Genomic DNA, 24142 nt, shown 5'->3' on the forward strand with positions numbered 1-24142 from the left:
AAACCCCATGAGCCAGACCCAGCAGCTGATCATCTGTGAGTACTGTGACACGGTTTACCACCGTGCGCCGTTGCTCAAGCACCAGCGCGCCGTTTGCCAGCGCTGTGGCGGCGTGCTGTACCGGCACACCTCGCTGACCGTGCAGCAGCGGCTGGCCCTGAGTGTGACAGGTGGCATCCTGCTGGTGTTCGCCAACTTCTACCCGGTGATGACCATTGGCATGCAGGGGCTCACCCATTCCGCGACCTTATGGGACTCGGTGCAGATCCTCAGCCACGGCAGCATCACCTTCATCGCCCTGGTCATGGCCCTGTCGATCATCTTTGCGCCGGTGCTGCAGATTACCCTCTTGTGCTGGGTGTTGGGTTTCGCCCTGGCTGGCCAGCGCGCACCCGGTTTTGCCCTGTGCATGCGCAGCCTGGAGGGCCTGCGGCCTTGGAGCATGCTGGAAGTGTGCCTGCTAGGGGCGATGGTGGCGGTGATCAAGCTGGCGGGGTTTCTCGATGTGATACCTGGCATCGGCCTGCTGGCGCTAGCTGCGCTGAGCATGCTGATCATCCATATCGCCGGCAAAGACATCCGCGACCTTTGGGAGCAGGTATGAATACCCCGGCCAGCGCCGACGAGCTGGGCCTGTGCCTGTGCCATGGCTGCGGTCAGGCCTGCGAACTGGGTAGCGACAAGCACACCTGCGAACGCTGTGGTGCTGCCATTCACCGGCGCAAGGCCAATGCCATCAGCCGCGGCTGGGCGTTTCTGCTGGCGGCGCTGATTTTCTACATCCCCGCCAACCTGCTACCGGTCATGCACACCGAAATGCTTGGCAGCGGCAGCGAAAGCACCATTGGCGGTGGCGTGCTGGAGTTCTGGGAGGCAGGTGCCTGGGATATCGCGCTGATCATCTTCATTGCCAGCGTGGGCGTGCCGGCCATCAAGTTCTTCTCGCTCGGCCTGTTGCTGTTTACCGCCGGGCGTGGTTCCACCTGGGCCTGCCGGCAGCGTTCGCAACTGTACCGGTTCGTCGAGTTGATCGGTTACTGGTCGATGCTCGATGTGATGGTGGTGGCGCTGGTGGCGGCGCTGGTGCAACTGCGCGAGCTGGGCACCATCGAGCCACGGGTGGGCATTCTGTTTTTCGGCATGGTGGTGGTTCTGACCATGTTTTCTGCGATGAGCTTCGATCCACGCCTGATCTGGGATAGCCGAGCGAACGAGGGAGGCCGTATTGATGGTGCAAGAGACTGACAAGCGCGAGCGCGCGGGGCAGGTTGAAGTGCGCACCCGGCGCTGGAGTGTGTCGCTGGTGTGGATCGTGCCGATACTGGCAATTCTGATCGGCGCTTCGCTGGTAGTGCGCAACTGGATGCAGCAAGGCCCGGTCATCGCGATTTCCTTTCACACCGGGGAAGGGCTGGTGGCGCACAAGACCCAGGTCAAATACCGCAGCGTGGTGATTGGCGAAGTCACTACGGTGGACCTGGCCGACGACAAGAAGAGCGTGGTCGCCAAGGTCCAGCTGTCCAACGACGCCCGTGCGTTCGCTACCCAGGGCGCACGCTTCTGGGTAGTGCGGCCACGCATTGGGGTGGGCGGCGTGTCCGGCGTGGACACGCTGCTGTCGGGCAGTTTCATCGGGGCAGATTCCGGCGAATCGAAAGTGCCCGAGAAGTCCTTCGTCGGCCTGGAGTTGCCACCGCCGATCACCTACGACGAAAAGGGCAAGCGCTTTGTCCTGACTGCCAGCGACCTGGGGTCGCTGGATATTGGCTCATCGATCTATTACCGCAAGATCCCGGTGGGTGAGGTGGTGTCGTTTGCCCTGCAGAACGATGGCAAGGGCGTGGAAATTGGCATATTCGTGCAGGCCCCCTACGACAGTTTCGTCACCGCCGATACCCGCTTCTGGAACGCCAGTGGCGTCGACATGCAGATCGGTGCCAACGGCCTGAAGATCGATACCGAGTCACTGTCGTCCATCCTGGTGGGCGGGCTGGCCTTTGGCTCGCCCGACTTCGCCCCGCAAGCCGAGCCGGCTGCCGACCAGGCGCACTTCCAGCTGTTTGCCGACCGCGACACCGCCCTGGCCCCGCCTACTGGTCAGGCGCAGTACCTGCAGTTGCGTTTCGACCAGGCCATGCGTGGCCTGTCGGTGGGGGCCCCGGTGGAGTTCAAGGGTGTAGAGTTTGGCCGGGTCACCTCGGTCAAGCTCGACTACGATGCCACCCGGCAAACCTTCCCGGTGGTGGTCGATGCGGTGATCTACCCGCAACGGCTGGGGCCGGTGCACCGCAAGATGCTGAATGTGTTCAAGCATGTCGAAGGCGACATGGACGGCGCGCGGCGGCTGATCGGCACCTTCGTCGAGCACGGGCTGCGGGCCCAGGCGCGAAGCGGCAACCTGATCACCGGGCAGATGTTCATTTCCCTGGACTTCTACCCGGATGCCCCCAAGGTGGCTTTCGACAAGACCGCCGACCCCATCACCATCCCCACATTGCCGGGCAGCCTGGAGCAGTTGCAGGAACAGCTGCAGCGGGTGGTGGAGCGCATCAGCAAATTGCCGCTGGAAAGCATCGCCAACAACCTGGACGGCAGCCTGCGTGAGCTGCGCGCCAGCCTCAAACAGTTCAATGGCCAGACGCTGCCGGACGTGAAGGTGGCGCTGGACGAAGTTCACAAGACCTTGCGCACGGCCAATTCGGCCATTTCCGAGGACTCGCCGCAGCGCGAGCGCATGGGTGAAACCCTGGATGAGCTGGAGCGCATGTCGCGATCGCTGCGGGACCTGGCCGATTACCTGGGCCGGCACCCCGAATCGCTGATACGTGGCCGGCCGAAAGCGGCCAGCGCCGCAGACCTTGAACCCTGAGGAGACGCCCGATGCATCGACTGCGCAATATGTGTGGTGCCGGCCTGCTGGCAGTGCTGTGGGGCTGCAGCAGTACCCCGAACAACTATCACACGCTGGTGCCGAGCGAACCGGTGCGCGACGGTGGCCAGCGTATTCAGGTGGCGAGGGTGGCCGTGCCGCCACAGGTGGATCGCCCGCAGTTGGTGGTGCGGCAAGGCCAGAGCGGCCTGGCGATCCTCGAGACGGAGTGGTGGGGGGCCAACCTGGAGGATGAGTTCCGCAGCGCCTTGCAGGACCAACTGGGTGGGCCGGTAGGTGGCGGCAACGCGGTGCTGCGGGTGGACGTGCAGCGCTTCGATACGGTGCCGGGGCGCTACGCTTCGCTGGAGGCGCTATGGCGCCTGACACGCTCGGGGGAGGCCGGGCTGACCTGCCGAACCTCGTTGCAGACGGCGGCGGACAACAGCATCGCCAGCCTGGTCAATGCCCACCAGGCCAACCTGCGCAAACTGGCCGAGGCAGTGCGGGAGAGTGCCCGGCAGGGCAGCTGTGCCCAACCTGCCTGATGGCTGATCGATGCATGGTACTTGTGGGAGCGGCCTTGTGTCGCGAAAGGGGCGCAAAGCGCCCCCGGCAATCCCGATCGCACAACACTCAGTTCAGGTTCTTCCCGCTACTGACCGTCTCCCGCAACCCGCTCGGCCTTGTCCAGCGGCAGGTGGTCGAACTCGCGCAAGCCATCCTTGCGGTACGGGTCGCCAATCCAGCGCGGAGCCACCACGAATTGCGGGCTCACCAGGCTCTTGGCCGGCTCGTAACGGTCATAGCTCAGCCCGGCCAGGTCGGACAAGGTATGGATCAGGTGCGAGCTGCTGTAGGGGCGCTCGGTCATTGCCTGCAAGTCTCGTGGGTGTTCGGCCTGCCAGCTGGGCGAGGTCCACAGCAGGAACGGAATGGTGTACATCGGCCGGGTCGGCGCGCCTTCGTTACGCCCCAGGCGGTCGTGGTTGCCTGAGCTGTACACATCTTCACCATGGTCGGACAGGTACAGCAGGAAACCATTGGCAGTACTGGCCGAATAACGCTTGATCAGGCTCGACACCACGTAGTCGTTGTAGCGCACCGCGTTGTCGTAGAAGTTGTAGGTTTGTACCTGGTCGTCTGTCAGCTTGCCGGGCACCCCCTGGCGGTCGTCGAAGTGCGCGTAGTCGTTCGGGTAGCGGTAGCGATAATCCATGTGCGTACCCAGCAGGTGCACGATGATGAATTTGTTCGGCGCCGGGTCCTGCAGGGCCTTCTCGAACGGCGCCAGCACCACGTCGTCGTACTGGCTGGCATTCTGGTTGCGCTGGTTGTTGAGGTACACCGGCGCGTCCGTCTGCTGCGAGAAGGTGGTCAGCATGGTGTTGCGTTTGGTCATGGTCTGCTGGTTGGTGATCCAGAAGGTTTTATAGCCAGCCTGTTTCATCAGGTTGATCAGCGACGGGTCGGTCAGGAAGCGGTCCGGGTTCTGTTCGTCGCCGAAGGTGAGGATCTGCTGCATCACTTCGATGGTGTACGGGCGTGGCGACACCACGTTGCGGAACACGGTCAGGCGCTTGTCGCTGGCGGCCAGTGCGTCGAGGTTGGGCGTGGTGTCGCGGTTGTAGCCGTACAGGTGCATGTGCTCGCGGGTGGTGGATTCGCCCAGCACCAGCACCAGCGTGCGTGGCGCTGCGCCACTGCTGTCATGCAGGTTTTGCAGGGGCGGCAGCGCGGCGTTCTGGGCCAGCAGCTCTTGCATGTTGTCCAGTTGCTGGCGGTACTGGCGGTAGCCGACCAGCAGTTGCCAGGGCACGGCGGGTTCCATGCGCTGCTGCACCTTTTCCGCTGCGTCGGCGAAGCTGCGCTGCTGGGTGACCATCTGCTTGTAGAACGGGTACACCAGGTTGGCCAGCAGCAACAGCAATACCACCGGCAGGCGGCTGCGCAGCGGCAGGCTGACCGGGCGTACGCGCCTCCACAGCAGTACTGCCACCAGGGAGTACAGCAGCAACGCCAGGCCCAGCCAGACGCTGAAGTACTGGCTGAAGTACTCGCCGGCCTCGGCGGTGTTGGACTCGAACATGACGAAGATGACGCTTTGCGAGAACTCCTGGCGATAGATGCCGAAGTAGCTCAGGCCCACCAGTGAAGCAGCCCACAGCACCAGGCCAATGATCGCGGCCGTGGCGCGGGTGAAGCGTGGCAGCAGCAGTACCGGGGCCAGCCACAGGCTGCTGAGGAACAAAGCATCGCGGAAACCGGCGAACCCGGTGGTGCCGCTGAACAGCAGCAACGCCTGGGTCACGCCTGAGAAGTACCAGAAAAACAGCAAAAGCCAGCCCAGGCCGGCCCAGTCCACGCGCTTGGGCGAAGAGGGGGATGGAGTGTGTGACACGTTTGCCTCGTAGTCGCTCGGCGGCCAGCGGATGTGCCCGTGACCGGAAAGGGCGTGACGCTAATCTGCCGGGTGTGAAAATAACGTCAACGAGACGTTGGCCCAGGCAAGGTATGATGGGTTCAGCCAAACCAGACTGACAGGCCGAGTGAGAATGAACCGTCGCAAGAAGATCAAGCAGCTATTGCAGGCGCATGCCAAGAAGGCCAGCGCCAAACTGGCACCGCGCAAGCCCAAGTACATTTGCAAGGCCGACCGGTTGAAGATGGAGGCCGAGGCGGCGGGGGATACCCCAACCTGACTGACTGGCGCGGACATTGTAGTAGCGGCCTTGTGTCGCGATCGGGCCGCAGAGCGGCCACACGATTTCAGCGTTGAAGCAGATTTCGCCGGGGCCGCCTTGCGGCCCGATCGCGACACAGGCCGCTCCTACAGGGGATGCGTCAGCTGCTTACGATCAACGGCGGTAGTAACGATAGTCGTGATAGTAGCGGTCGTGCATGGCCCGATCATGGCGGCGCTCCCAGTCGCGGCGGCGTTCCCAGTCTCGCCGGCGTTCCCAGTCACGGCGGGCTTGCTCACGGCGCCACTGTTCGCGGCGCCAGTCGCGGCGGTGGTCATGCCAGCGGTCGTCATCGTGGGCCAGCAGCGTGGCCGGCTGTGCATTGGCCACGCTGGCCACTCTGGACCAGGGGTTGCCGGCAGGCTGCAACGGTGCTTGAACCGCCGGGGGTGCCAGCACGGGCGCCTTCGTTTGTGTTGCCGACGCCGTGCCCATCGCCGCGAACGAGAACAGGCCGAGCAGCATCAACCTTGCGACATGTATTTTCATGAGCGAAGCCAACCTCTGATAACAATTGAGCCATCTGGCCAGCAGGTGGTCGGCGAGCCTTGTCTCGCGTACCGCTACCTTTCTGGGCCTCCCACATAGACCGGTAAACGGGAAAAAGTTCGCAGCAGCAACAAGTTGTACAACTTCTGCGGGGAGACCGGCCCCAGGCGCATCGGGACTGGACCATTTCGATCTTCCTGTGCAAGCTGATGCACGACAGTGATTGCACACAGAAGGTGATCGTTTGTGAACCCCGAATCCATGCTGGCGGCATTGCCAGGCTTCGCCATGCCGGCCGAGGCGATCCAGGTGCTGCCCGATGCCAGGGCCTATCGCGCCTGCCTGCTCGAGCGCATTCGCGCCGCCACCCGGCGCATCGTCATCGTCGCGTTGTACTTGCAGGAAGACGAGGCCGGCCAGGAAGTGCTGGATGCCTTGTACCAGGCCAAGGCCGCGCGGCCGGGGCTGGAAATCACCATCGTGGTCGACTGGTTCCGTGCCCGGCGCGGTCTGCTGGGCGCAGGGCGCCAGCCGGGTAATGCCGCCTGGTACCAGGCCCAGCGCCAGCACCATGGGCTGGACATCGTCATCCATGGCGTACCGGTGCAGACCCGCGAGCTGTTCGGCGTGCTGCACCTGAAGGGCAGTATCATCGACGACTGCGTGATCTACACCGGTGCCAGCCTGAACAACGTGTACCTGCACCGTTTCGACCGCTACCGGCTGGACCGCTACCACCTGTTCCAGTCGCCGGCGCTGGCCGACGCCATGGTCGAGCTGGTGCGCCGCCTGCTGCACCACACCGCCACCCCGCGCCTTGACCTGCCGGCGCCACCCTCAACCCGCAGCCTGCGCGGCGACATACGGCGCTTGCGCGCGCGGCTGCGGCGCATGGCCTATGAGGCTCCGGTCAGCGCGGCGGCGCATGGCCTGCGGGTGATTCCGCTGTTGGGTGTGGGCCGGGGCAACCCGCTGAACCGGGCGTTGTGCACCTTGCTCGCGGCGGCACGCACGCAGGTCATCATCAGCACGCCGTATTTCAACCCGCCACGGGTGCTGATGCGCGAGCTCGATCATGCCCTGGCGCGTGGTGTGCGGGTGGAACTGATCGTTGGTGACCGCACGGCCAACGACTTCTATATCGCCCCTGGCGAGCCGTTCAGTGCCAGCGGCGCGCTGCCCTACCTGTACGAAGACAACCTGCGCGCCTTCGCCAGACGTCGCCACGCCGCGATTGCCACTGGCCAGCTGGAGGTGCGAATCTGGAACGACCCCGGGCACACCTTTCATGCCAAGGGCGTGTGGATCGACCAGCGCTATTCGTTGCTGACCGGTAACAACCTGAACCCGCGCGGCTTCAACCTGGACCTGGAGAACGGCCTGCTGATCGATGACCCGCAAGGGCAATGGCTGGCGCCAAGGGAGGCAGAGTTGGCCGAGCTGCGCCGACATGCGCCGAAGATCGGCTCGGCAGAGGCGCTGGGGGTCAAGGCCGAGCACCCCAAGGAAGTGCGCAAGTTCCTTCGGCGGCTGCGCTACAGCCGGTTGGAGCCGCTGATCAAGCGGGTGCTCTGAACGGGCGGGCACGCACAACCTTGATGGGGCTGGTAGTCGTGAAGCTGAAGCCCCGGCTCACCACAGCCAGTCGTCGGTTGGGCCGATCAACCCCAACCACCACCAGTCAATCCTGTAGACATGGCAAAAGGCGCCCATTGAATGGATGCAAGCTTCGGCAGTAATTCGTCGCGCAGTCAGGTGGTTCGGCAGTTGACGCTGGTGTTTTCCAGCCTGCTGTTGGTGATATTGCTACTGGGCCTGGTTTCCTTGTACCGCATTGCCGGGGCGCTGGACGAGCGTGAGCGGGCACAGAGTCGCTTTCACGCCGAGTCGGCGCTGAGCCAGTTGCAGAAGACCGACCGCAACTACCTGGTGGCCTATGCCGTCTGGCAAGCTGCGTATGACCACTTGGCAGGGACAGTGGACCGGCAGTGGGCCTATGACGAGGATAACCTCGGCGCTACCCTGTATAGCGCCGATGGCTATGAAGGGGTTTTCGTACTTGACGATAACGGCACCCACTACGCCATGCTCCAGGGCCGCCTCAGCGAACAAGGCTTTGACCGTCACAGCACCAGCAGCGCCCAGGTACTGCAGCGGGCGCGGCGGGCGGTGCAGCAGGAACAGGCTGCGTCCGGTTACCTGCTGTTCGACGGCCAGCCGGCGCTTTACACCTCGGCCGTCATTCGCCCGCCATCGACCGGGCAGCCGGTGCCGGCATCCGGTGCGGTGCTGGTGTTCGTGCGGGTACTCAGCCCTGCGGTGCTCGGGCAGTTGCAACGCACTGCCGGGCTGTCGGGCTTTACTGTAGCGGCGGCGTCCCGGGTGCCTGCAGACCACGGGCGTCTGCCGCTGGAGGAGAGTGGCTACGCGCTGACCTGGCATATCGAGCAGCCAGGAACCGAACTGCTTCACACCGTCTTGTTTCCCCTGGCCCTGGCGTTGCTGATCATCGCTTTGATCATGGCCCTGTTCGCCCGCTATGCGATGCGTGCCAGTTCCGGTATCGACCGCAGCCACCGCGAGCTCGCCGTTTCCAAGCTGGCGCTCGAGGCCAGTGAAGCGCGCTTCAAGGCCGTGGCCGAGGCGTCGTCTGACTGGATCTGGGAAACCGACGCGCAGCAGCACCTGACCTACCTGTCACCGCGTTTTGCCGAGCTTACCGGGCATGCCCCGGAGCGCTGGTTGCAACGACCTGTCAGCGAGCTGTTTGCCTGTGATACCAGTCAGGTCGATACCTGGCTGCAGGGCCTTGCCAGCAGCGAGGCGACCGGCACCTTGCGCTGCCAATACCATGATCGACATGAGCAACGGCGAGAATGCCGGGTCGCCGCCAAGGCCATCATCGAACACAAGACCTGCCAGGGGTTTCGGGGTACCTGCACCGATATCACCGACGAAGTGGCCGCCCACGCGCAGATCCAGCATCTATCGCTGCACGATGCGCTCACCGGCCTGCCCAACCGCAACAAGCTGTTCCGCTTCCTTGAAGAGGCCAGGCAAGGGGAGCTGGCGTTGTTGATGCTTGACCTGGACAATTTCAAGCCTATCAATGACAGCCTCGGCCACCCGGCCGGGGACGCCGTACTGATCGAAGTCGCCCACCGGCTCGGGCAAGTGACGCGGGACACCGACCTGGTGGCGAGGCTGGGCGGAGACGAGTTCGTCATCGTGCTGGCGCGGCCAGGCAAGCATGACGAGGTGGACCGCTTTTGCGCGCGGGTCATCGAAGCCCTGAAGCGCCCGATCACCTTCGAGCAACACAAGGTCCAGGTCGGGGTCAGCCTCGGGGTGGTATTGTCCGCCGAGTATGCCGGGCTACCCGGTGACCTGATCCGTTATGCCGATGTCGCCTTGTACAGTGCAAAGCAGGCCGGCAAGCATACCTGGCGCTACTTCTCGGCACAGCTGAACTCGGCATTGCTGGAAAAGCGCGAACTCGAGCGTGAGCTGCGCGAAGGCATCGCGCGCGGCGAATTGCGCTTGCACTTCCAGCCGCGCTACAAGGTCGATGGGGTGACGGTGGCCTCCGCCGAGGCACTCGTGCGCTGGCAGCATCCACGGCTCGGCCTGCTACGGCCAGACCGCTTCATCGCGCTGGCCGAGGAGTCCGACCTGATAGTGCTGCTGGGCAACTGGGTGCTTCATGAGGCCTGCCAACTGGCCCGTGGCTGGCCGCTCGATATCATGGTCTCGGTCAACATGTCTCCGGCGCAGTTCAGCCGCAGCGATGTAGTCCGTGATGTGGCCGAAGCACTTCGACAAACCGGCCTGCCTGCCCATCGCCTGGAGCTGGAAATCACCGAGAACGTCATGCTCAACGACGTCGAAGGCGCCTTGCAGACCATGAATGCGCTCAAGGAACTGGGGGTGCGGCTTAACATGGATGACTTCGGTACCGGCTATTCTTCGCTGGGCTACTTGCGCACTTACCCGTTCGACAGCATCAAGATCGACAAGCGTTTCGTCCAGTCGCTGGGCACGAGCAGCAGTGATCGCAGCGTGGTACAGGCTATCATCAACCTGGGCAATGCGATGGGCATGACGGTCACCGCTGAAGGGGTAGAGAGACCTCGGAGCAGTTGGCCTTGCTCAGCGACGACCAGTGCCATGAGGTGCAGGGCTACCTGCTGAGCAGGCCGGTAGAAAACCAGGTCTTGATGCGTTTGATGGCCACGGTTGAGGCTGAAGATCGGGGTACGTCCCCCTAAGCGGGTGATTTCAGACGGGTGCCACGCCCTCTTGAAAGTCATCGCAAGCGCGTACAATCGGGCCTTTTCCTCGTTAACCATACAGGCCAATCCGTTTATGGCGCTTGATCCACCCACGATGCTGATTATATCGATCGCCCTGGCGGCCGCGGCTGCGTTGTACCTGGCGATCGGAATGGCGCAGCGTCCGCGAGCCGTCGCTGCTGTTCTGGAGCGCAGGCTTTGCCACCATCACGCTTGGTTCTACCCTGGCATTGCTGCGTGGCATTGGCTTGTTGCTGGCTGGTATCTGGTTGGCCAACGGTTTACTGGTGGTGGCGCACGGGTTCTTTCTGATGGGGGTATTGCGCTTCACCCAGGTGCGGCTGTCGCGTATCTGGTTATCGGTCGTGCTGGTGTGGTTCGCCTTGCTGCTGTTGCCTGTGGGACCACAGTGGTCGAAGGTGATGCTGATGGTCAACTCGTTGCTGGTGGCGCTGTTGACGCTGAAGGCCAGCTGGCTGTTGCGGCCGCATGGCAAGTCGTTGAGTGTTGGTGCGGTGCAGTTGCGCTATGTGTTGCTGGTACATGGACTGTTCTATATGGCCAAGGCGGTCATTGCGGTCATGCCGGGTACGCTGATTGACCTGGCCACTTTCGGCGGGCTGATCATTCAGGTGTCCCTGGTCGAAGGTGCGATGGCGATCATGCTGATTGCCTTGTCGATGACCGGCACCGTGCGCTACCGGCGCGAAGCGCGAATTGCCCGGTTGGCAGCCCGTGATCCGTTGACTGCGTTGTACAACCGGCGCGCGCTGGAGGGGCGGGCGGGGCCGTTCTTCAGTGAGGTGAGTTCGGCACAGCCCGGGGCTTTGCTGCTGATCGACATCGACAACTTCAAGCTGGTCAACGATCTGCACGGGCATGTTGCCGGGGACCGCTTGCTGATTGCCCTGAGCGAGATGATCCGCGCGGTGCTGCCCGAGCGCTCGCTGGCGGCGCGGCTGGGCGGTGATGAGTTCGTCATTCTGCTGAGTGCTGCGAGCAGCGAGCGGGTGATGGAGCTGGGTGAGTTGTTGCGCGAACAGTTCCAGCAGTTTGCCGGCAAGACGGTGCCTACGCCGCAGCCGGTCACCTTGAGCATCGGCGCCAACCTGTTCGACCAGCCGCCGGCGAGCCTGGCGGCGTTGATCGAGCAGGGGGATGTGGCGTTGTACCAGTCCAAGCGCGGAGGGCGGGACAGTATCCGCTTCGTCGAACGGCCGATGGCCGGCTTGAGCCAGTAGCCTGCACTTTTGCTTTTGCTTTTGCTTTTGCTTTTGCTTTTGCTTTTGCTTTTGCTTTTGCTTTGCTTTTGCTTCTAAGCGCGCGGTAGTTCAGGCGCCGCAGATTGCGACTTCAGGAGGCCGAGCGAAGGGACTGCGGAGGGAGGTGACGGGCATGGATGCCCGTCAAGCGCTGAGGCCCCATGGATGGGGCCTGCAGCGCGTACTCCCGGGAGCAGGCCCGTAGCGAGGGGACCCCGGAGCGCAGCGTAGGGGCCGGATGATGGGAGCCGACGGTTTTTGGTTCCTTTTTGCCACGACAAAAAGGGACCCGCCGTAAGGGCGGAAAGGTGATTAAGCGCCACCTTTGAAAATGAATGTTGACCTTGTTGTTGATGCCCACGCTTGAGAGCGAAAAGCGAAAAGCGGAAAAGCGAAAAGCGAAAAGCGAAAAGCGAAAAGCGGAAAAGTACTGGTCTTGATATCGCGCATAGTCCATTTACGATGGCGACGCATACTCACCTTTTCGCCCTTACGGCGAGTCACTTTTTGTCAAACGCGACAAAAAGTAACCAAAAAACGCTGGCGGTATGACTCACCCAGATGGGTTACAAATCAGTTCACGCACATAGGTAACAGTCTTTAACTGGCAAGGTCGGTTTTCGAGGATCTGACCATGCCGTGGCGAGAGCTAACACCTATGGACCTGAAAATGCTTTTCATCGCGGACTACCTGCAGGGGCCGCCTAGCTTCAGCGCCCTGTGTGAGGCCTACGAGATCAGTCGAAAGACCGGCTACAAATGGGTCGAGCGATACGAGAAAGAGGGCCCGGCAGGCTTGGAGGAGCGCAGCCGACGCCGGTTGACCCAGGACTGGGTTGTACCCGTCGCGGTCCGCGAGGCCATTGTGGAACTGCGCGCTCAGGGGGAGACGGTGCCAGGGCCCAAAAAAATCCAGGCAGCGTTGCAGGAGCGCTTTCCTGATCAGGCGCCACCCTCAAAGACCGCGATCTACAACATCCTCAAGAAAGCCGAACTGATCAAGCCGCGGCGTCTACGTCAGCGTGTGGCCATTTATCCCAAGCCACTGGAAAAAGCGGAGTCGCCCAATCAGCTGTTCAGTGCGGACTACAAGGGCCAGTTCCTCACAGGGGCAGGCGTCTGGTGTTATCCGTTGACGATCATGGATCACGCCAGTCGCTTCTTGCTTGCCTGCCACAGCATGGCAAACACGAACTTCCTGGAAACGCAGGCGGTATTTACCGATGTATTCCGTGAAAATGGGCTGCCTGAGCGTATCCGAACCGACAACGGCGTACCGTTCGCCAGCAAAGGACGCGCAGGTCTTTCCCAACTGTCGATCTGGTGGCTGCGTCTGGGCATCATTCCCGAGCGCATCGCACCTGGCAGACCTGAGCAGAATGGCCGGCATGAACGCATGCATCGGACACTCAAGAGCACGCTCCCATCGCCACCGGCAATGGCATGGGAGGCTCAACAACGGCACTTTGATCGGTTTCGGCAGCATTACAATCACGAACGGTTGCACGAAGCCTTGGAACAAAGAACGCCGGCATCCTGTTACCAACCTTCGCCGCGCCCATTCCCTGAAAAGCTGCCTGAGATGATTTATCCCAGCCATATCGAGAGCTTGCCAATTGACGGTTGCGGCATCGTCAGCCGCCGAGGTTTGAGGATCTACGTAGGTTACGTACTGAAGCACCAGACCATCGGGCTGGAGCAAGTTGGAGACGGACTCTGGGATGTTATTTTCGGTCCAATCGTCCTCGGTAGGATCGATATGCGTGATGCCATTGATGGCTGTGTGACGCTCAAGGTGTCACCTATGTGAGTGAACTTTTATGTAACCCATGTGGGTGACCCGTACACTGGCTCCTATCATCCGGCCCCTGCGCTGCGCTCCGGGGTCCCCTCGCTACGGTCTTGCTCCCGGGAGTACGCGCTGCAGGCCCCATCCATGGGGCCTCAGCGCTTGACGGGCATCCATGCCCGTCACCTCCCTCCGCAAGCCCTTCGCTCGGCCTCCTGAAGTCGCAATCTGCGGCGCCTGAACTACCGCGCGCTTAGAAGCAAAAGCGAAGCAACAGCACAGCAACAGCAACAGCAACAGCAAGTCATCTCGGCACTCAGGCTATCGATGAGCAACCCACAGGGGCATGACGGCAAACTTACAGTTCAGACAGGGCGAATCAGGTCACCACCTGGTAGCACGGTACATACGCCGCGCCGCCAGGCAGCTTCATCCGGTGCTGGTCGACGAACGCCTGCAACAGCCGGCCCAGTGGGTCCAGTACGGCGCTGTCGCCACGGATCTGATACGGCCCGTGTTCCTCGATCAGGCGGATGCCCTTGTCCTTCACGTTGCCGGCGACAATGCCGGAAAACGCCCGGCGCAGGTTCGCGGCCAGTTCATGGGCCGGCAACTCGCGGCGCAGGTCGAGGTCAGCCATGGCCTGGTGGGTCGGGTCGAACGGGCGCTGGAAGCTCTCCTCGATCTTCAGCAGCCAGTTGAAGTGGAAGGCATCGTTGCGCTCGCGGCGGAACTGCTTCACTGCCTTGAGCCCTTCGACCATGTGCCGGGCAACTTCTGCCGGGTCATCAATGATGATCTCGTACAAGCGATGCGCCGCCTCACCCAGGGTGGCGCCGACGAAGGCATGCAGTTGTTGCAGGTACGGCTCGGCGCTGCGCGGGCCGGTGAGTACCACCGGGAACGGCAGTTCCTGGTTTTCCGGGTGCATGAGGATACCCAGCAGGTAGAGGAACTCCTCGGCCGTGCCGGCACCGCCCGGGAAGATGATGATGCCATGGCCGACACGGACGAAGGCTTCCAGGCGCTTCTCGATGTCCGGCAGGATCACCAGTTCGTTGACGATCGGGTTGGGCGCTTCGGCGGCGATGATGCCCGGCTCGGTCAGGCCCAGGTAGCGGCTGCCGTGCATGCGCTGCTTGGCGTGGGCAATGGTGGCACCCTTCATCGGGCCCTTCATCACCCCCGGGCCGCAGCCGGTGCACACATCCAGCTTGCGCAGGCCCAGCTCGTGGCCGACCTTCTTGGTGTACTGATATTCCTCGCTGCTGATCGAGTGGCCACCCCAGCACACCACCATCTTCGGCTCCACGCCCGGGCGCAGGGTGCGGGCGTTGCGCAACAGGTGGAAAACATAGTCGGTGATGCCCTGGGAGCTTTCCAGGTCGATGCGCTGGCTGGCCAGCTCGCTTTCGGTGTAGACGATGTCGCGCAGGGCGCTGAACAGCATTTCACGGGTACTGGCGATCATTTCGCCATCGACGAAGGCGTCGGCCGGGGCATTCAGCAGCTCCAGGCGCACGCCGCGGTCCTGTTGATGAATACGCACCTCGAAGTCCTGATAGGCCTCGAGGATGGTCTTGGCATTGTCGACATGGGCGCCAGTGTTGAGGATGGCCAGGGCGCACTGGCGGAACAGGGTGTAAAGGCTGCCGGTACCGACTTCACTCAGTTGCTGCACTTCACGTTGTGACAGCGTCTCCAGGCTGCCTTTGGGGCTGACGGATGCATTGATGACATTGCGTTGAGGCATCTAAGTCTTTCCTGTGCGGGTAAAACATCCTTCTTTGACAACACCATACCGAGAAATGCGGGCGGCAACGAGGGGGGCGTGGAAAAAGCTTGAGTCCAGAATGGCTTCTTCGCGGGCTTGCCCGCTCCCACAGGTACGGCGCAAACCTCGAGAGCTGCGCGGTCCCTGTGGGAGCGGGCAAGCCCGCGAAGAAGCCAACCTGCTCTCAAGTCAGCCCAACAGCTTCTGCACACCCAGGGTAATAGCCAGCCCACCCCCCACCAGCCAAAGGTTGAGAATCGCCCCGGTGGCCAATGCCCGTGGCCCGGCCTGACGAATCTGGCTGAAGCGCGTCTCCATGCCCAGCGCCGTCATCGCCATGGTCAGGGCAAAGGTATCCAGGCTGTTGACCGCCTGCGTCACGCTGCCCGGCAGCACCTGCAGCGAATTCACCAGCACCAGCGCGAGGAAGCCGAAGGCGAACCAGGGCATGGCGATGCGCCCGTTGCCCTGTGCCTGGCCCGGATGGCGCGCGCGGCTGATCCAAAGCCCGACCACCAGCAGCACCGGTACCAGCAGCATCACCCGGGTCATCTTGACGATGGTGGCAATATGCGTGGCCTCTGGGCTGACGTTGCTGGCCGCACCGACCACCTGGGCCACTTCGTGAAGGGTGCCACCCAGGAACAGTCCGGCGCTCATGCTGTCCAGTTGCAGCCAGCCGGCATTGATCGCCAATGGGTAAAGCAACATCGACAGGGTGCCGAACAGCACCACGCTGCCGACCGCCATGGCACTTTTGTGCGGGGCACTGCGCAGGGCCGATTCGAAGGCCAGTACCGCGGCGGCGCCGCAGATGGCGCTGCCGGCTGCGGTCAGCAAGGCGGTATCGCGGTCCAGCTTGAACAGCTTCATGCCGCACCACAGGCCGATCAGCAGGGTGCTGGACACCACCAGTAGCGACACGATCAGCCCGGACCAGCCGACTTCGGCAATTTCCTGCAGGCTTACCCGCAGGCCGAAGAAGGCCACGGCAATGCGCAGCAGGCCGCGGGCGGAAAAGTTGATACCCGCCGCCCAGCTCGCCGGCACGCCGTCACGCAGCGCATTGCCATACAGCGCACCGGCGACGATACCGACGATCAGCGGGCTGATGCCCAGGTTGGCGATGGCGGGCAGGGCGGCCAGCTGGGTGACCGCAAGCGCGAACAGCGCGACGAACAGGATGCCATTGAGCCGCCCTCGGGTAGAGAGGGTAGGCGCGAAGGCAGGGTTGGACGGAACCGTGGCCATGTGAGTCCTCCGGAAAGGTAATTCGACATTGCCTACGTTAATCTGGTTATAAGCTTATAAAAAATCGTAATTCAGGATGGCAAATATCCGTTTAGCTGATATTTTTTACACATGACCCCAGAACAACTGATAACGTTCGCCACCGTCGCCGAGCACGGTAACATCAGCCATGCAGCCCAGGCCCTGCATCTGTCGCAGCCGGCGGTGTCTGGCCAGCTCAAGCTGCTGCAGGAAGCTTTTGGCGAGCCCCTCTATCAGCGCGCCGGCCGTGGTGTGCGGCTGACAACAGCCGGCGAGCAATTGTTGGCCTATGCCGAGCGCCTGCGCGAAACCTTCCGTCAGGCCCAGGCATTGCGCGAGGCCATGCACGGGCTGGAGCGCGGTACCTTGCGCATCGGCGCCAGTACCACGCCAGCCAGCTACCTGCTGCCCTACCTGATTGCCGATTTCCATGCCCGCTACCCGGAGGTGCTGGTGAGCACCTCCAACGGCAATACGGCGGAAATCGTCGCTGCGCTGGACAGCGTCGATATCGCCCTGATCGAAGGGCCGCCTGGGCAGGAATTGCCATTGGGCACGGCGGTGACACCGTGGCGGGAAGACGAGATCGTGGCCATCGTGCCGCGTGAGCATCCGCTGGCTGGCAGTGACCAGCAGACCTTGATGTCGCTGGGGGCCTACCCGTTGGTGCTGCGCGAGAGCGGTTCGGGTGTGCGGCAGATCGTCGAGCGGGCATTTGCCCGCAGTGGTGTGGCAATGCGCGTGGCGCTGGAGATTGCCGGGGTGGAAGGGGTGAAGGAGGCGGTGCGGGCCGGGATGGGCATCGGTTTTGTGTCGGCGATGTCGATCCGGCATGAGGATGGGGCGTTGCAGCGGTTGCAGGTTTTGCCAGAGCCCTTGGTCAGGCGGTTCTCCATACTGATGCCACATGCAGCGACACCGTCGCGGGCAGCGGCGCGGTTCCTTGAGTTGTGTGTCGGCCTGCAAGAGGTGGGCTGACTGTGCTGGCCTCTGTGGGAGCGGGCGAGCCCGCGAAGGGGCCAGCACAGGCGCCCTCAATCCACCTTGAAGACATGTTTCAGATAGGCAACGAAATTCTCGTCCCGGCACTGTGTCTTGCCCGGGCTGTCTGAAATCTTTGCCACCGGTGCCCCATTGCACGCCGTCATCTTGATCACGATGTTCATCGGTTCAACCCCCGGGATATCGCAGGTCAGCCGGGTACCGATACCAAAGCTCACATTGATCCGCTCATGCAGCGCCCGGTACAGCCGCAGCGCCTTGGCAAAGTCCAGCCCGTCGGAAAAGATCAGGGTCTTGCTCTTCGGGTCGATGCCCAGTCGTTCATAGTGGGCGATGGCCTTTTCCGCCCAGGCCAACGGGTCGCCCGAATCATGTCGCAGGCCATCGAACAGCTTGGCGAAGTACAGGTCGAAATCGCTCAGGAACGCGTCCATGGTGATGCAGTCGGTCAGGGCAATGCCCAGCAGCCCCCGGTATTCCCGCACCCAGCATTCCAGCGCGGCAGCCTGGCTGTCGACCAGCCGCGGGCCGAGTTGCTGGTGGGCCATGAACCACTCGTGGGCCATGGTGCCGATCGGCTTGAGCTGGTATTCACGGGCCAGGTGCACGTTGCTGGTTCCGACAAAGCGGCCCGGAAAGTCACGCTTGAGAATGTGTACCACCTCTTCCTGCACCCGGTAGGAGAAGCGCCGCCGGGTACCGAAGTCGGCCAGTTGGAAAGCGGCCAGTTCATCGGCGGTGGCCTCGGCCTTGAGCCAGTCGAGGTTCTGATACAGGCGCTCGCGGACTTGCTCTATCACCACCTCGCGATACCGGTAGCGGTTGCGCACCTCGCTGATGATCGCCAGCAGCGGGATCTCGTACAGAATCACATGCAACCACGGCCCGCGCACGCGAATCGCCAGTTGCCCGGAATCATCCAGGCCTACCTGCACATAGCGCAGGTTGAAGCGGAACAGGCTGAGAAAACGGATGAAGTCCGGTTTGATGAACGGGATCTTTTCCAGGTAGGCGAGCTGGTCATGGGTGACGCTGACATCGGCCAGCTGCTCGACCTGGTAACGGATTTCTGCCAGATAGGGTGCGAGGTTTTCCTCGTTACGGCAGCGGAATTCCCATTCCACCTCGGCGTTGGGGTAGTTGTGCAGCACTGCCTGCATCATGGTGATCTTGTAGAAGTCGGTGTCCAGCAGGTTCTGGATGATGCGCGGGCCGAAAACGCTGTCGCTCATGGGCGGTCTTCCTTGATCAGAGAGAGCTGGTAGTCGAGCGCCGCTTCGTCGCCGCAGAGGATCACGCCCTCCGCAGCCAGAGCGCCACAGGCCTCGATGGCGCCAGCCTGGGTGAGTGCGCGGCAAGCCGGCAGGTACAAAAGCACCTGAAAGCCGGCCTGGCGCAATTGGCGGGCGGTGGTCCTGACGCAATAGTCCAGGGCCAGGCCACCGACGATCACTGCCCCCACCTGCTCTACCTTCAGGTACTCGATCACCCCGGTGGAGCGACGCTCGGCCAGGTCGTGGTAACAGGCGCCGTAGGGGTGCAGGTCGGGCTCGACTCCTTTCCACACGAAATAGTCGTAGTCGATGGGGGCAGGCAGGCCGGGCAGCAACTCGAAGCCGCGAGTGCCCGGAACACAGTGGCTGACCCAGGTCAGGTCGGCGTTGGCCAGTGGCAGGGGTTGCAACATGTGCGCGGGGTCGGCGACCACCCAGGCGGCGTTGGCCGGGTGGGCGTCCTTGCTGCCGAGGCGCAGGTCGGCGCGCAAGGCCATGGTATTCAGATCTGCCGCGATTTCGTCACCTTCGGGGACGGGTAGTTCTTGCGGCACGTTGCTGGTGAAGCCGTTCTGGGCGTCGACATCGAAACTGGCGATCTTCATGGCGGTTCTCCTTGCTGGAATGCCTATATAATTCACCTGGTGGATTAAGTGTGTCAAGTGGCATCTAATTTGGGATTAATGCTTGCCTTACTTAAACGCCCTGGTGGATTATGATGGCGTTGAAACAAGGAGTCGCCCGGTGAATGCAGTCGAAGTCCTGGCCAGCGTCGATATCGTCGCCCTGCGCATGGCCCCCGAAGCTCAGCATCTGCAAGTGCTGTTGCACCGTCGTGAGCGCGAACCCCATGCTGGCCAGTGGGCCCTGCCCGGGGTGATCGTCAATGGCCGCACCCCCGATACCAGCCTGGAAGCTGCCGCCGAACGCGCGCTGCGCGAGAAAGCCCAGGTCGTACCGTGCTACATGGAACAGGTGGGTACCGAGGGCAATGCTTTCCGCGACCCGCGTGGATGGTCACTCAGCACCTATTACCTGGCATTGCTCGAACCGGGGCAGGTCGTCCAGGGCGAGCAACTGGCGTTTTTCGACTTGGACAGCGTATTGGCGCGCAAGGTGCTGTTGCCCTTTGATCACAACCTGTTGGTGGAGCGCGCCCGCGAGCGGCTGGCGGCGAAGACGGTGTACAGCAGCCTGCCGTTGTATCTGCTGGCAGAGAAGTTCACTGTGCTGGATGCGTCAGGTGCAGTGCAGGCTTGCCTGGGGCAGGCGGTGAACAACACCTCGCTGCGCAAACGCCTGGAGCGTTTGCGCGAGCTGGGGTGGGTGAGGGATACCGGGGAGAAGAACCAGCCGAAGCTGGGCAGGCCGCAGCAGTTGTATCAGTACACCCCGCAGGGGGAGCGGGCGTTCATGTTTGATCGCAGCCTGCTGCCCGAAGGCGCTTAGCGCCTTCACACGTTGAAGCAACGCGGCTGGCACAGGCTGAATCAGTGCCCCATGGCCACCTTGGCGCTCATCTGCCGGCGACGGTAGGCGCTGTCGCGGCTGGCCAGCCACCAGTACAGCGGCGAGGTAACCGCCAGCCCCACCAGCCACGACAGGTCAGCTCCGTTGATATGCTCGGAAATCGGCCCGACGTACAGTGGCGTGTTCATGAACGGGATCTGCACCACGATACCCACGGCATAGGCGATCAGCGCCTGCGGGTTGTAACGCCCGTAGATGCCGCCATCGACCTGGAAGATCGACTGGATGTCGTAGTCACCCTTGTGGATGGCATAGAAGTCGATCAGGTTGATCGCTGTCCACGGCACCAGCACCACCAGCAGCACCAGCACCATGTCGACGAAGTGGCCGATGAAGTCCGCCGAAGCGAACACTGCCACCACGCAGCAGGCCGTCAGTACCACCAGCGACAGCACGGCGCGGCTCTTGGCGGTAGGGATCCAGCGGTGGGCGAAGGTTTGCACCAGGGTGATGATCGACAGCACCGCGCCATACAGGTTGAGGGCGTTGTGGCTGATCACGCTGAGCAGGAACAGCACCAGCATGATCGGGCCGAGGGTACCGGTGGCCAGCTTGACCGCGTCCATGGTGTCCATGCCGGCCGGGATCGCCAGTACCGCCACGGCGCCGAAGATGAACGACAGGCTCGAACCCAGGGCCGAGCCCAGGTAGGTGGTCCAGAATGTCGAGCTGACCTTCACGTCCGCTGGCAGGTAGCGCGAGTAGTCCGACACATAGGGTGCAAAGGCGATCTGCCACAGCGCTGCCAGCGACACGGTGGCTAGCCAGCCGGCCAGGTTGAAGCCGCCGCGGGTGAGGAAGTCGTCGCTTTGCACGTGGCTGAAGATGTAGCCGAAGCCGACCACGATGCCGATACCCAGCACCCAGGTGCCGATGCGGTTGAGCACGTGGATGAAGCGGTAGCCGATGATGCCGATGATGCCTGAGCCCAGTGCACCGATGACGATGCCCACCGGTACCGGCACGGCGTCGACCACACCGTGCAGCGACTTGCCGGCGAGCACGATGTTGGAGGCGAAGAAGCCGATGTACATGACCCCGGCTATCACCACCACCAGCAGCGCACCGAGCGAGCCGAACTGGGCGCGGCTCTGGATCATCTGCGGGATGCCCATCTGCGGGCCCTGGGCCGAGTGCAGCGCCATCAGCACGCCACCGACCAGGTGGCCGACCAGGATGGCGACGATGCCCCATACCAGGTTCAGGTGGAACAGCTGCACGCCCAGTGCACCGGTGACGATGGGTAGCGGCGCGATGTTGCCGCCGAACCACAGTGTGAACAGATCCCTTACCTTTCCATGGCGGTCTTGCGGGGGCACGTAGCCGATCGTGTGTTTTTCTATGAGGGGTGCCGAATTGGCTGCACTGGTCATGACTGACTCCAAGGCAAGGTAGGGCATCGGGAGCTGCCCGGGGGCGTGCCGGCGAAGGGCGACGCGTTCTTGTTGGAGCGATGATGCGGGGCGCGGGGATAACGAGAAATTAGTAAATATGTGCCCATAAACCTTAAAAAACCTAAGGCTGACAAAAGGTTAAGCGGGGGACGGTAGCAAAGAGAGTGCCAGCGGGCGGAAGCGCTTGGGCTAGAGGGGGTTGGCGGGGTGGCAGGTAGACTGCGGTGGGCGGTGGTGGTGCGGTGTGCGCATTTTCAGGGCAGATAGAAAGCTGCCTGTGAGGGCCCTTTCGCGGGTGAACCCGCTCCCACAGGTACTGCGCATGACTTGAAACCGATGCGGTCGAGGTGGGTAGCGGGTTCACCCGCGAAAGGGCCGGCACAGGCCGCAACGCTACATTGGCAACAACCGATCCTGAATCACCTCTTTCATCACCAGCGTCGAGCTCAACCGCTTCACATTGGGAATGCTGGTCAGCTGCTCGTCATACAGCTTCTGGAACGCCGGCAGATCCTTGGCCACCACATGCAGCAGGTAATCCGGGTCGCCAAACAGCCGCTGCGCCTCGACGATCTGCGGGATTTCGGCCAGCGCCGCTTCAAAGTCCGCAACCGGCTGGCGGGTCACTTCGCGCAGGGTCACGAACACCAGCGCGGCAAAGTTCAGCCCCAGGGCGCTCGGCGCCAAGCGGGCGTGATAGCCAAGAATCGCCCCTGATTCCTCCAACGCCTTCAGGCGCCGATGGCAGGGCGAGAGGCTGAGCCCCACACGGTCGGCCAGCTCGGTCACCGATAACCGACCGTCTTTTTGCAGTTCGGCAAGGATTTTTCGATCAGTCCTGTCCATTGAGAAGGATCTTCCAGTCATTGAGGGTTGTTGGGGAATATACGAAAGAAAATCCCTCGGCGGAATCCGTAATCTTTGGCCATCGCAAAGCAGTGGAAAAGGAAGATTCAAGTGGCTCTCAGTGTTCTGACGGCGTTCTGGGCCGTGTCGATGCTGTTCGTGATTACCCCGGGTGCGGACTGGGCCTATGCCATTTCGGCCGGCATGCGCGGGCGCTGGGTGATGCCTGCGGTGGCGGGCATGCTGTCGGGGCATTTCCTCGCGACCCTGGTGGTGGCGGCCGGGGTCGGCAGCCTGCTGGCCGGCCACCCGCTGGCGCTGACCCTGCTGACCCTGGCGGGGTGCAGCTACCTGCTGTGGCTGGGTGGCAACCTGCTGCTGAGCCCGGCATTGCCGGCGGCCGGGCAGGACGGGGCGGGGGAGTCGGGTTCACGCTGGGCATTGAAGGGGTTTTGTGTCAGCGGCCTGAACCCGAAGGTGTTCCTGCTGTTCCTGGCCCTGTTGCCGCCGCAGTTCACCGACCCGCAGTCTAGCTGGCCGGTGCCATTGCAGATCTTGCTGCTGGGCCTGGTGCACCTGTGCAGCTCGCTGGTGATCTACTCGCTGGTCGGCTATGGCGCCAAAGCCGTGCTGAGCACCCGGCCGGGGGCGGCAAAACTGGTCGGACGGGTGTCGGGGGTAGCGATGATCACGGTGGCCCTGGGTTTGATAGCTGGGCAGATCAGCTGACTCACTGGCCTGCGCTGGCCCTTGTAGGAGCGGCCTTGTGTCGCGATAGGGCTGCAAAGCAGCCCCGGCGATTTGTGCACATGCGCTGAAATCCTGGGGCTGCTTTGCAGCCCTATCGCGACGCAAGGCCGCTCCTACAGGTTGCCGCGTTAACCTGGCAGGCGAGAGCCAAGGGTAAAGACGACATGCATGGCCTCGGATAAACTCGCAGCACTTCAACGCACAACCAGGATGTGCTCCATGCCCGAAACCACGCAACTGCTCACTTTCGCCCTGATCTGCCTCGGCATGGTCCTGACCCCGGGGCCGAACATGATCTACCTGATCTCCCGATCGATCTGCCAGGGCCGCAAGGCCGGGTTGATTTCGCTGGGGGGCGTGGCCCTGGGCTTCGTCATTTACATGTTCTGCGCCGCGCTGGGCATCACCGCTCTGGTGATGGCTGTGCCCTTTGCCTACGATGCGCTGCGCATCGGTGGTGCGTTGTACCTGTTGTACCTGGCCTGGCAGGCGCTGCGCCCTGGTGGCCGTTCGCCGTTCCAGGTTCGTGACCTGCCTGCCGACAGCCCGCGGCGGCTGTTCACCATGGGCTTTGCCACCAGCCTGCTCAATCCCAAGATCGCCGTCATGTACCTGTCGTTGATGCCTCAGTTCATCGAGCCGGGGCATGGCAGCGTGCTGCTGCAGTCGCTGGTGCTGGGGTCGACACAGATCGCCATCAGTGTCTCGGTCAATGCACTGATCGCGGTCATGGCCGGGTCGATCGCCGTGTGCCTCGCCGGTCGCCCGCTGTGGCAGCAGGTTCAGCGCTGGCTGATGGGCACGGTGCTGGCGGGCCTGGCCGTGCGCATGCTGGCCGAAGGGCGGCGTTGATCG

19 protein-coding genes and 2 pseudogenes are annotated in these 24142 nt (G+C 62.7%); 13 read left to right on the top strand and 8 right to left on the bottom strand.

The annotated features are described in order from the left end of the window. The first annotated feature begins 7 nt into the window (after positions 1-7). Genes QIY50_21495 through QIY50_21510 form a run of 4 tightly spaced genes read left to right on the top strand, consistent with a single transcriptional unit; the run spans position 8 to position 3417 of the window. Positions 8-604 carry a paraquat-inducible protein A gene (locus tag QIY50_21495; protein WGV19861.1) on the top strand — a complete coding sequence of 199 codons (597 nt, stop codon included), beginning with the start codon at positions 8-10 and terminating at the stop codon, positions 602-604. Continuing rightward, positions 601-1245: a paraquat-inducible protein A gene (locus QIY50_21500; GenBank protein WGV19862.1), complete on the top strand. Its 645-nt coding sequence runs from the start codon at positions 601-603 to the stop codon at positions 1243-1245. Before QIY50_21495 ends, QIY50_21500 begins: the two co-directional genes overlap by 4 nt. Next, complete coding sequence (locus tag QIY50_21505; protein WGV19863.1) at positions 1229-2869, top strand: MlaD family protein; 1641 nt, start codon at positions 1229-1231, stop codon at positions 2867-2869. Before QIY50_21500 ends, QIY50_21505 begins: the two co-directional genes overlap by 17 nt. Positions 2870-2880: 11 nt before the next feature. Then, on the top strand, positions 2881-3417 hold the full coding sequence (locus QIY50_21510) for a PqiC family protein (GenBank protein WGV19864.1): 537 nt from the start codon (positions 2881-2883) through the stop codon (positions 3415-3417). A 107-nt stretch (positions 3418-3524) separates the two neighbouring features. Here QIY50_21510 and QIY50_21515 read toward each other — a convergent pair whose 3' ends face one another. Beyond that, positions 3525-5270, bottom strand: a complete 1746-nt coding sequence (locus QIY50_21515) for a phosphoethanolamine transferase CptA (GenBank protein ID WGV19865.1) — start codon at positions 5268-5270, stop codon at positions 3525-3527. 154 nt (positions 5271-5424) lie between these two features. Here QIY50_21515 and QIY50_21520 point away from each other — a divergent pair, with 154 nt between their 5' ends. Then, on the top strand, positions 5425-5571 hold the full coding sequence (locus QIY50_21520) for a DUF2986 domain-containing protein (protein WGV19866.1): 147 nt from the start codon (positions 5425-5427) through the stop codon (positions 5569-5571). 156 nt (positions 5572-5727) lie between these two features. Here QIY50_21520 and QIY50_21525 read toward each other — a convergent pair whose 3' ends face one another. Next, complete coding sequence (locus QIY50_21525; protein ID WGV23104.1) at positions 5728-6078, bottom strand: hypothetical protein; 351 nt, start codon at positions 6076-6078, stop codon at positions 5728-5730. Positions 6079-6348: 270 nt separating this feature from the next. On the opposite strand from QIY50_21525, the gene pssA reads away from it, so the two are divergent. The 4 genes and pseudogenes from pssA to QIY50_21545 all read left to right on the top strand — a co-directional run bounded on the left by pssA (position 6349) and on the right by QIY50_21545 (position 13466). Beyond that, a complete protein-coding gene (gene pssA / locus QIY50_21530) occupies positions 6349-7677 on the top strand; it encodes a CDP-diacylglycerol--serine O-phosphatidyltransferase (GenBank protein ID WGV19867.1) in 1329 nt (442 codons plus the stop codon). A gap of 141 nt (positions 7678-7818) precedes the next feature. Beyond that, positions 7819-10370, top strand: a pseudogene (locus QIY50_21535) (EAL domain-containing protein). A 97-nt stretch (positions 10371-10467) separates the two neighbouring features. Next, positions 10468-11635, top strand: a pseudogene (locus QIY50_21540) (GGDEF domain-containing protein). 655 nt (positions 11636-12290) lie between these two features. Next, a complete protein-coding gene (locus tag QIY50_21545) occupies positions 12291-13466 on the top strand; it encodes an IS481 family transposase (protein WGV19868.1) in 1176 nt (391 codons plus the stop codon). A gap of 358 nt (positions 13467-13824) precedes the next feature. On the opposite strand, the gene ppnN is transcribed toward QIY50_21545, so the two are convergent. Continuing rightward, positions 13825-15198, bottom strand: a complete 1374-nt coding sequence (ppnN, locus tag QIY50_21550) for a nucleotide 5'-monophosphate nucleosidase PpnN (protein WGV19869.1) — start codon at positions 15196-15198, stop codon at positions 13825-13827. Positions 15199-15408: 210 nt separating this feature from the next. Next, a complete protein-coding gene (locus tag QIY50_21555; GenBank protein WGV19870.1) occupies positions 15409-16470 on the bottom strand; it encodes a YeiH family protein in 1062 nt (353 codons plus the stop codon). A 111-nt stretch (positions 16471-16581) separates the two neighbouring features. On the opposite strand from QIY50_21555, the gene QIY50_21560 reads away from it, so the two are divergent. Next, complete coding sequence (locus tag QIY50_21560) at positions 16582-17469, top strand: LysR family transcriptional regulator (GenBank protein ID WGV19871.1); 888 nt, start codon at positions 16582-16584, stop codon at positions 17467-17469. A gap of 56 nt (positions 17470-17525) precedes the next feature. Here QIY50_21560 and pncB read toward each other — a convergent pair whose 3' ends face one another. Next, entirely contained in the window at positions 17526-18725 is a 1200-nt protein-coding gene (gene pncB / locus QIY50_21565) for a nicotinate phosphoribosyltransferase (GenBank protein ID WGV19872.1), read from the bottom strand. Further along, a complete protein-coding gene (locus QIY50_21570) occupies positions 18722-19372 on the bottom strand; it encodes an isochorismatase family protein (protein WGV19873.1) in 651 nt (216 codons plus the stop codon). Before QIY50_21570 ends, pncB begins: the two co-directional genes overlap by 4 nt. A gap of 139 nt (positions 19373-19511) precedes the next feature. On the opposite strand from QIY50_21570, the gene QIY50_21575 reads away from it, so the two are divergent. Continuing rightward, positions 19512-20216, top strand: coding sequence for an NUDIX hydrolase (locus QIY50_21575; GenBank protein WGV19874.1), 705 nt, complete (start codon positions 19512-19514; stop codon positions 20214-20216). A gap of 41 nt (positions 20217-20257) precedes the next feature. Here the strand turns inward: QIY50_21575 and QIY50_21580 are convergent, their stop codons facing one another. Both QIY50_21580 and QIY50_21585 read right to left on the bottom strand, forming a co-directional pair. Next, positions 20258-21670: a cytosine permease gene (locus QIY50_21580; GenBank protein WGV19875.1), complete on the bottom strand. Its 1413-nt coding sequence runs from the start codon at positions 21668-21670 to the stop codon at positions 20258-20260. A gap of 414 nt (positions 21671-22084) precedes the next feature. Beyond that, positions 22085-22537, bottom strand: coding sequence for an Lrp/AsnC family transcriptional regulator (locus tag QIY50_21585; protein ID WGV19876.1), 453 nt, complete (start codon positions 22535-22537; stop codon positions 22085-22087). Positions 22538-22648: 111 nt separating this feature from the next. Between QIY50_21585 and QIY50_21590 the strand changes: the two genes are divergently transcribed. Together QIY50_21590 and QIY50_21595 are read left to right on the top strand one after the other, a co-directional pair. Continuing rightward, positions 22649-23266, top strand: coding sequence for a LysE family transporter (locus tag QIY50_21590; GenBank protein WGV19877.1), 618 nt, complete (start codon positions 22649-22651; stop codon positions 23264-23266). 240 nt (positions 23267-23506) lie between these two features. Then, entirely contained in the window at positions 23507-24139 is a 633-nt protein-coding gene (locus QIY50_21595) for a LysE family translocator (protein WGV19878.1), read from the top strand. The last annotated feature ends 3 nt before the right edge of the window (positions 24140-24142 follow it).

Source organism: Pseudomonas putida (assembly GCA_029953615.1).
Taxonomy (GTDB): domain Bacteria; phylum Pseudomonadota; class Gammaproteobacteria; order Pseudomonadales; family Pseudomonadaceae; genus Aquipseudomonas.

What these genes read in the sequence shown, in the direction of transcription:
- QIY50_21495 (WGV19861.1), top strand. Translation starts at nt 8, where the DNA reads ATGAGCCAGACCCAGCAGCTGATCATCTGTGAGTACTGTGACACGGTT.
- QIY50_21500 (WGV19862.1), top strand. Translation starts at nt 601, where the DNA reads ATGAATACCCCGGCCAGCGCCGACGAGCTGGGCCTGTGCCTGTGCCAT.
- QIY50_21505 (WGV19863.1), top strand. Translation starts at nt 1,229, where the DNA reads ATGGTGCAAGAGACTGACAAGCGCGAGCGCGCGGGGCAGGTTGAAGTG.
- QIY50_21510 (WGV19864.1), top strand. Translation starts at nt 2,881, where the DNA reads ATGCATCGACTGCGCAATATGTGTGGTGCCGGCCTGCTGGCAGTGCTG.
- QIY50_21520 (WGV19866.1), top strand. Translation starts at nt 5,425, where the DNA reads ATGAACCGTCGCAAGAAGATCAAGCAGCTATTGCAGGCGCATGCCAAG.
- QIY50_21525 (WGV23104.1), bottom strand. Translation starts at nt 6,078, where the DNA reads ATGCTGCTCGGCCTGTTCTCGTTCGCGGCGATGGGCACGGCGTCGGCA.
- QIY50_21545 (WGV19868.1), top strand. Translation starts at nt 12,291, where the DNA reads ATGCCGTGGCGAGAGCTAACACCTATGGACCTGAAAATGCTTTTCATC.
- ppnN (WGV19869.1), bottom strand. Translation starts at nt 15,198, where the DNA reads ATGCCTCAACGCAATGTCATCAATGCATCCGTCAGCCCCAAAGGCAGC.
- QIY50_21555 (WGV19870.1), bottom strand. Translation starts at nt 16,470, where the DNA reads ATGGCCACGGTTCCGTCCAACCCTGCCTTCGCGCCTACCCTCTCTACC.
- QIY50_21560 (WGV19871.1), top strand. Translation starts at nt 16,582, where the DNA reads ATGACCCCAGAACAACTGATAACGTTCGCCACCGTCGCCGAGCACGGT.
- pncB (WGV19872.1), bottom strand. Translation starts at nt 18,725, where the DNA reads ATGAGCGACAGCGTTTTCGGCCCGCGCATCATCCAGAACCTGCTGGAC.
- QIY50_21570 (WGV19873.1), bottom strand. Translation starts at nt 19,372, where the DNA reads ATGAAGATCGCCAGTTTCGATGTCGACGCCCAGAACGGCTTCACCAGC.
- QIY50_21580 (WGV19875.1), bottom strand. Translation starts at nt 21,670, where the DNA reads ATGACCAGTGCAGCCAATTCGGCACCCCTCATAGAAAAACACACGATC.
- QIY50_21585 (WGV19876.1), bottom strand. Translation starts at nt 22,537, where the DNA reads ATGGACAGGACTGATCGAAAAATCCTTGCCGAACTGCAAAAAGACGGT.
- QIY50_21595 (WGV19878.1), top strand. Translation starts at nt 23,507, where the DNA reads ATGCCCGAAACCACGCAACTGCTCACTTTCGCCCTGATCTGCCTCGGC.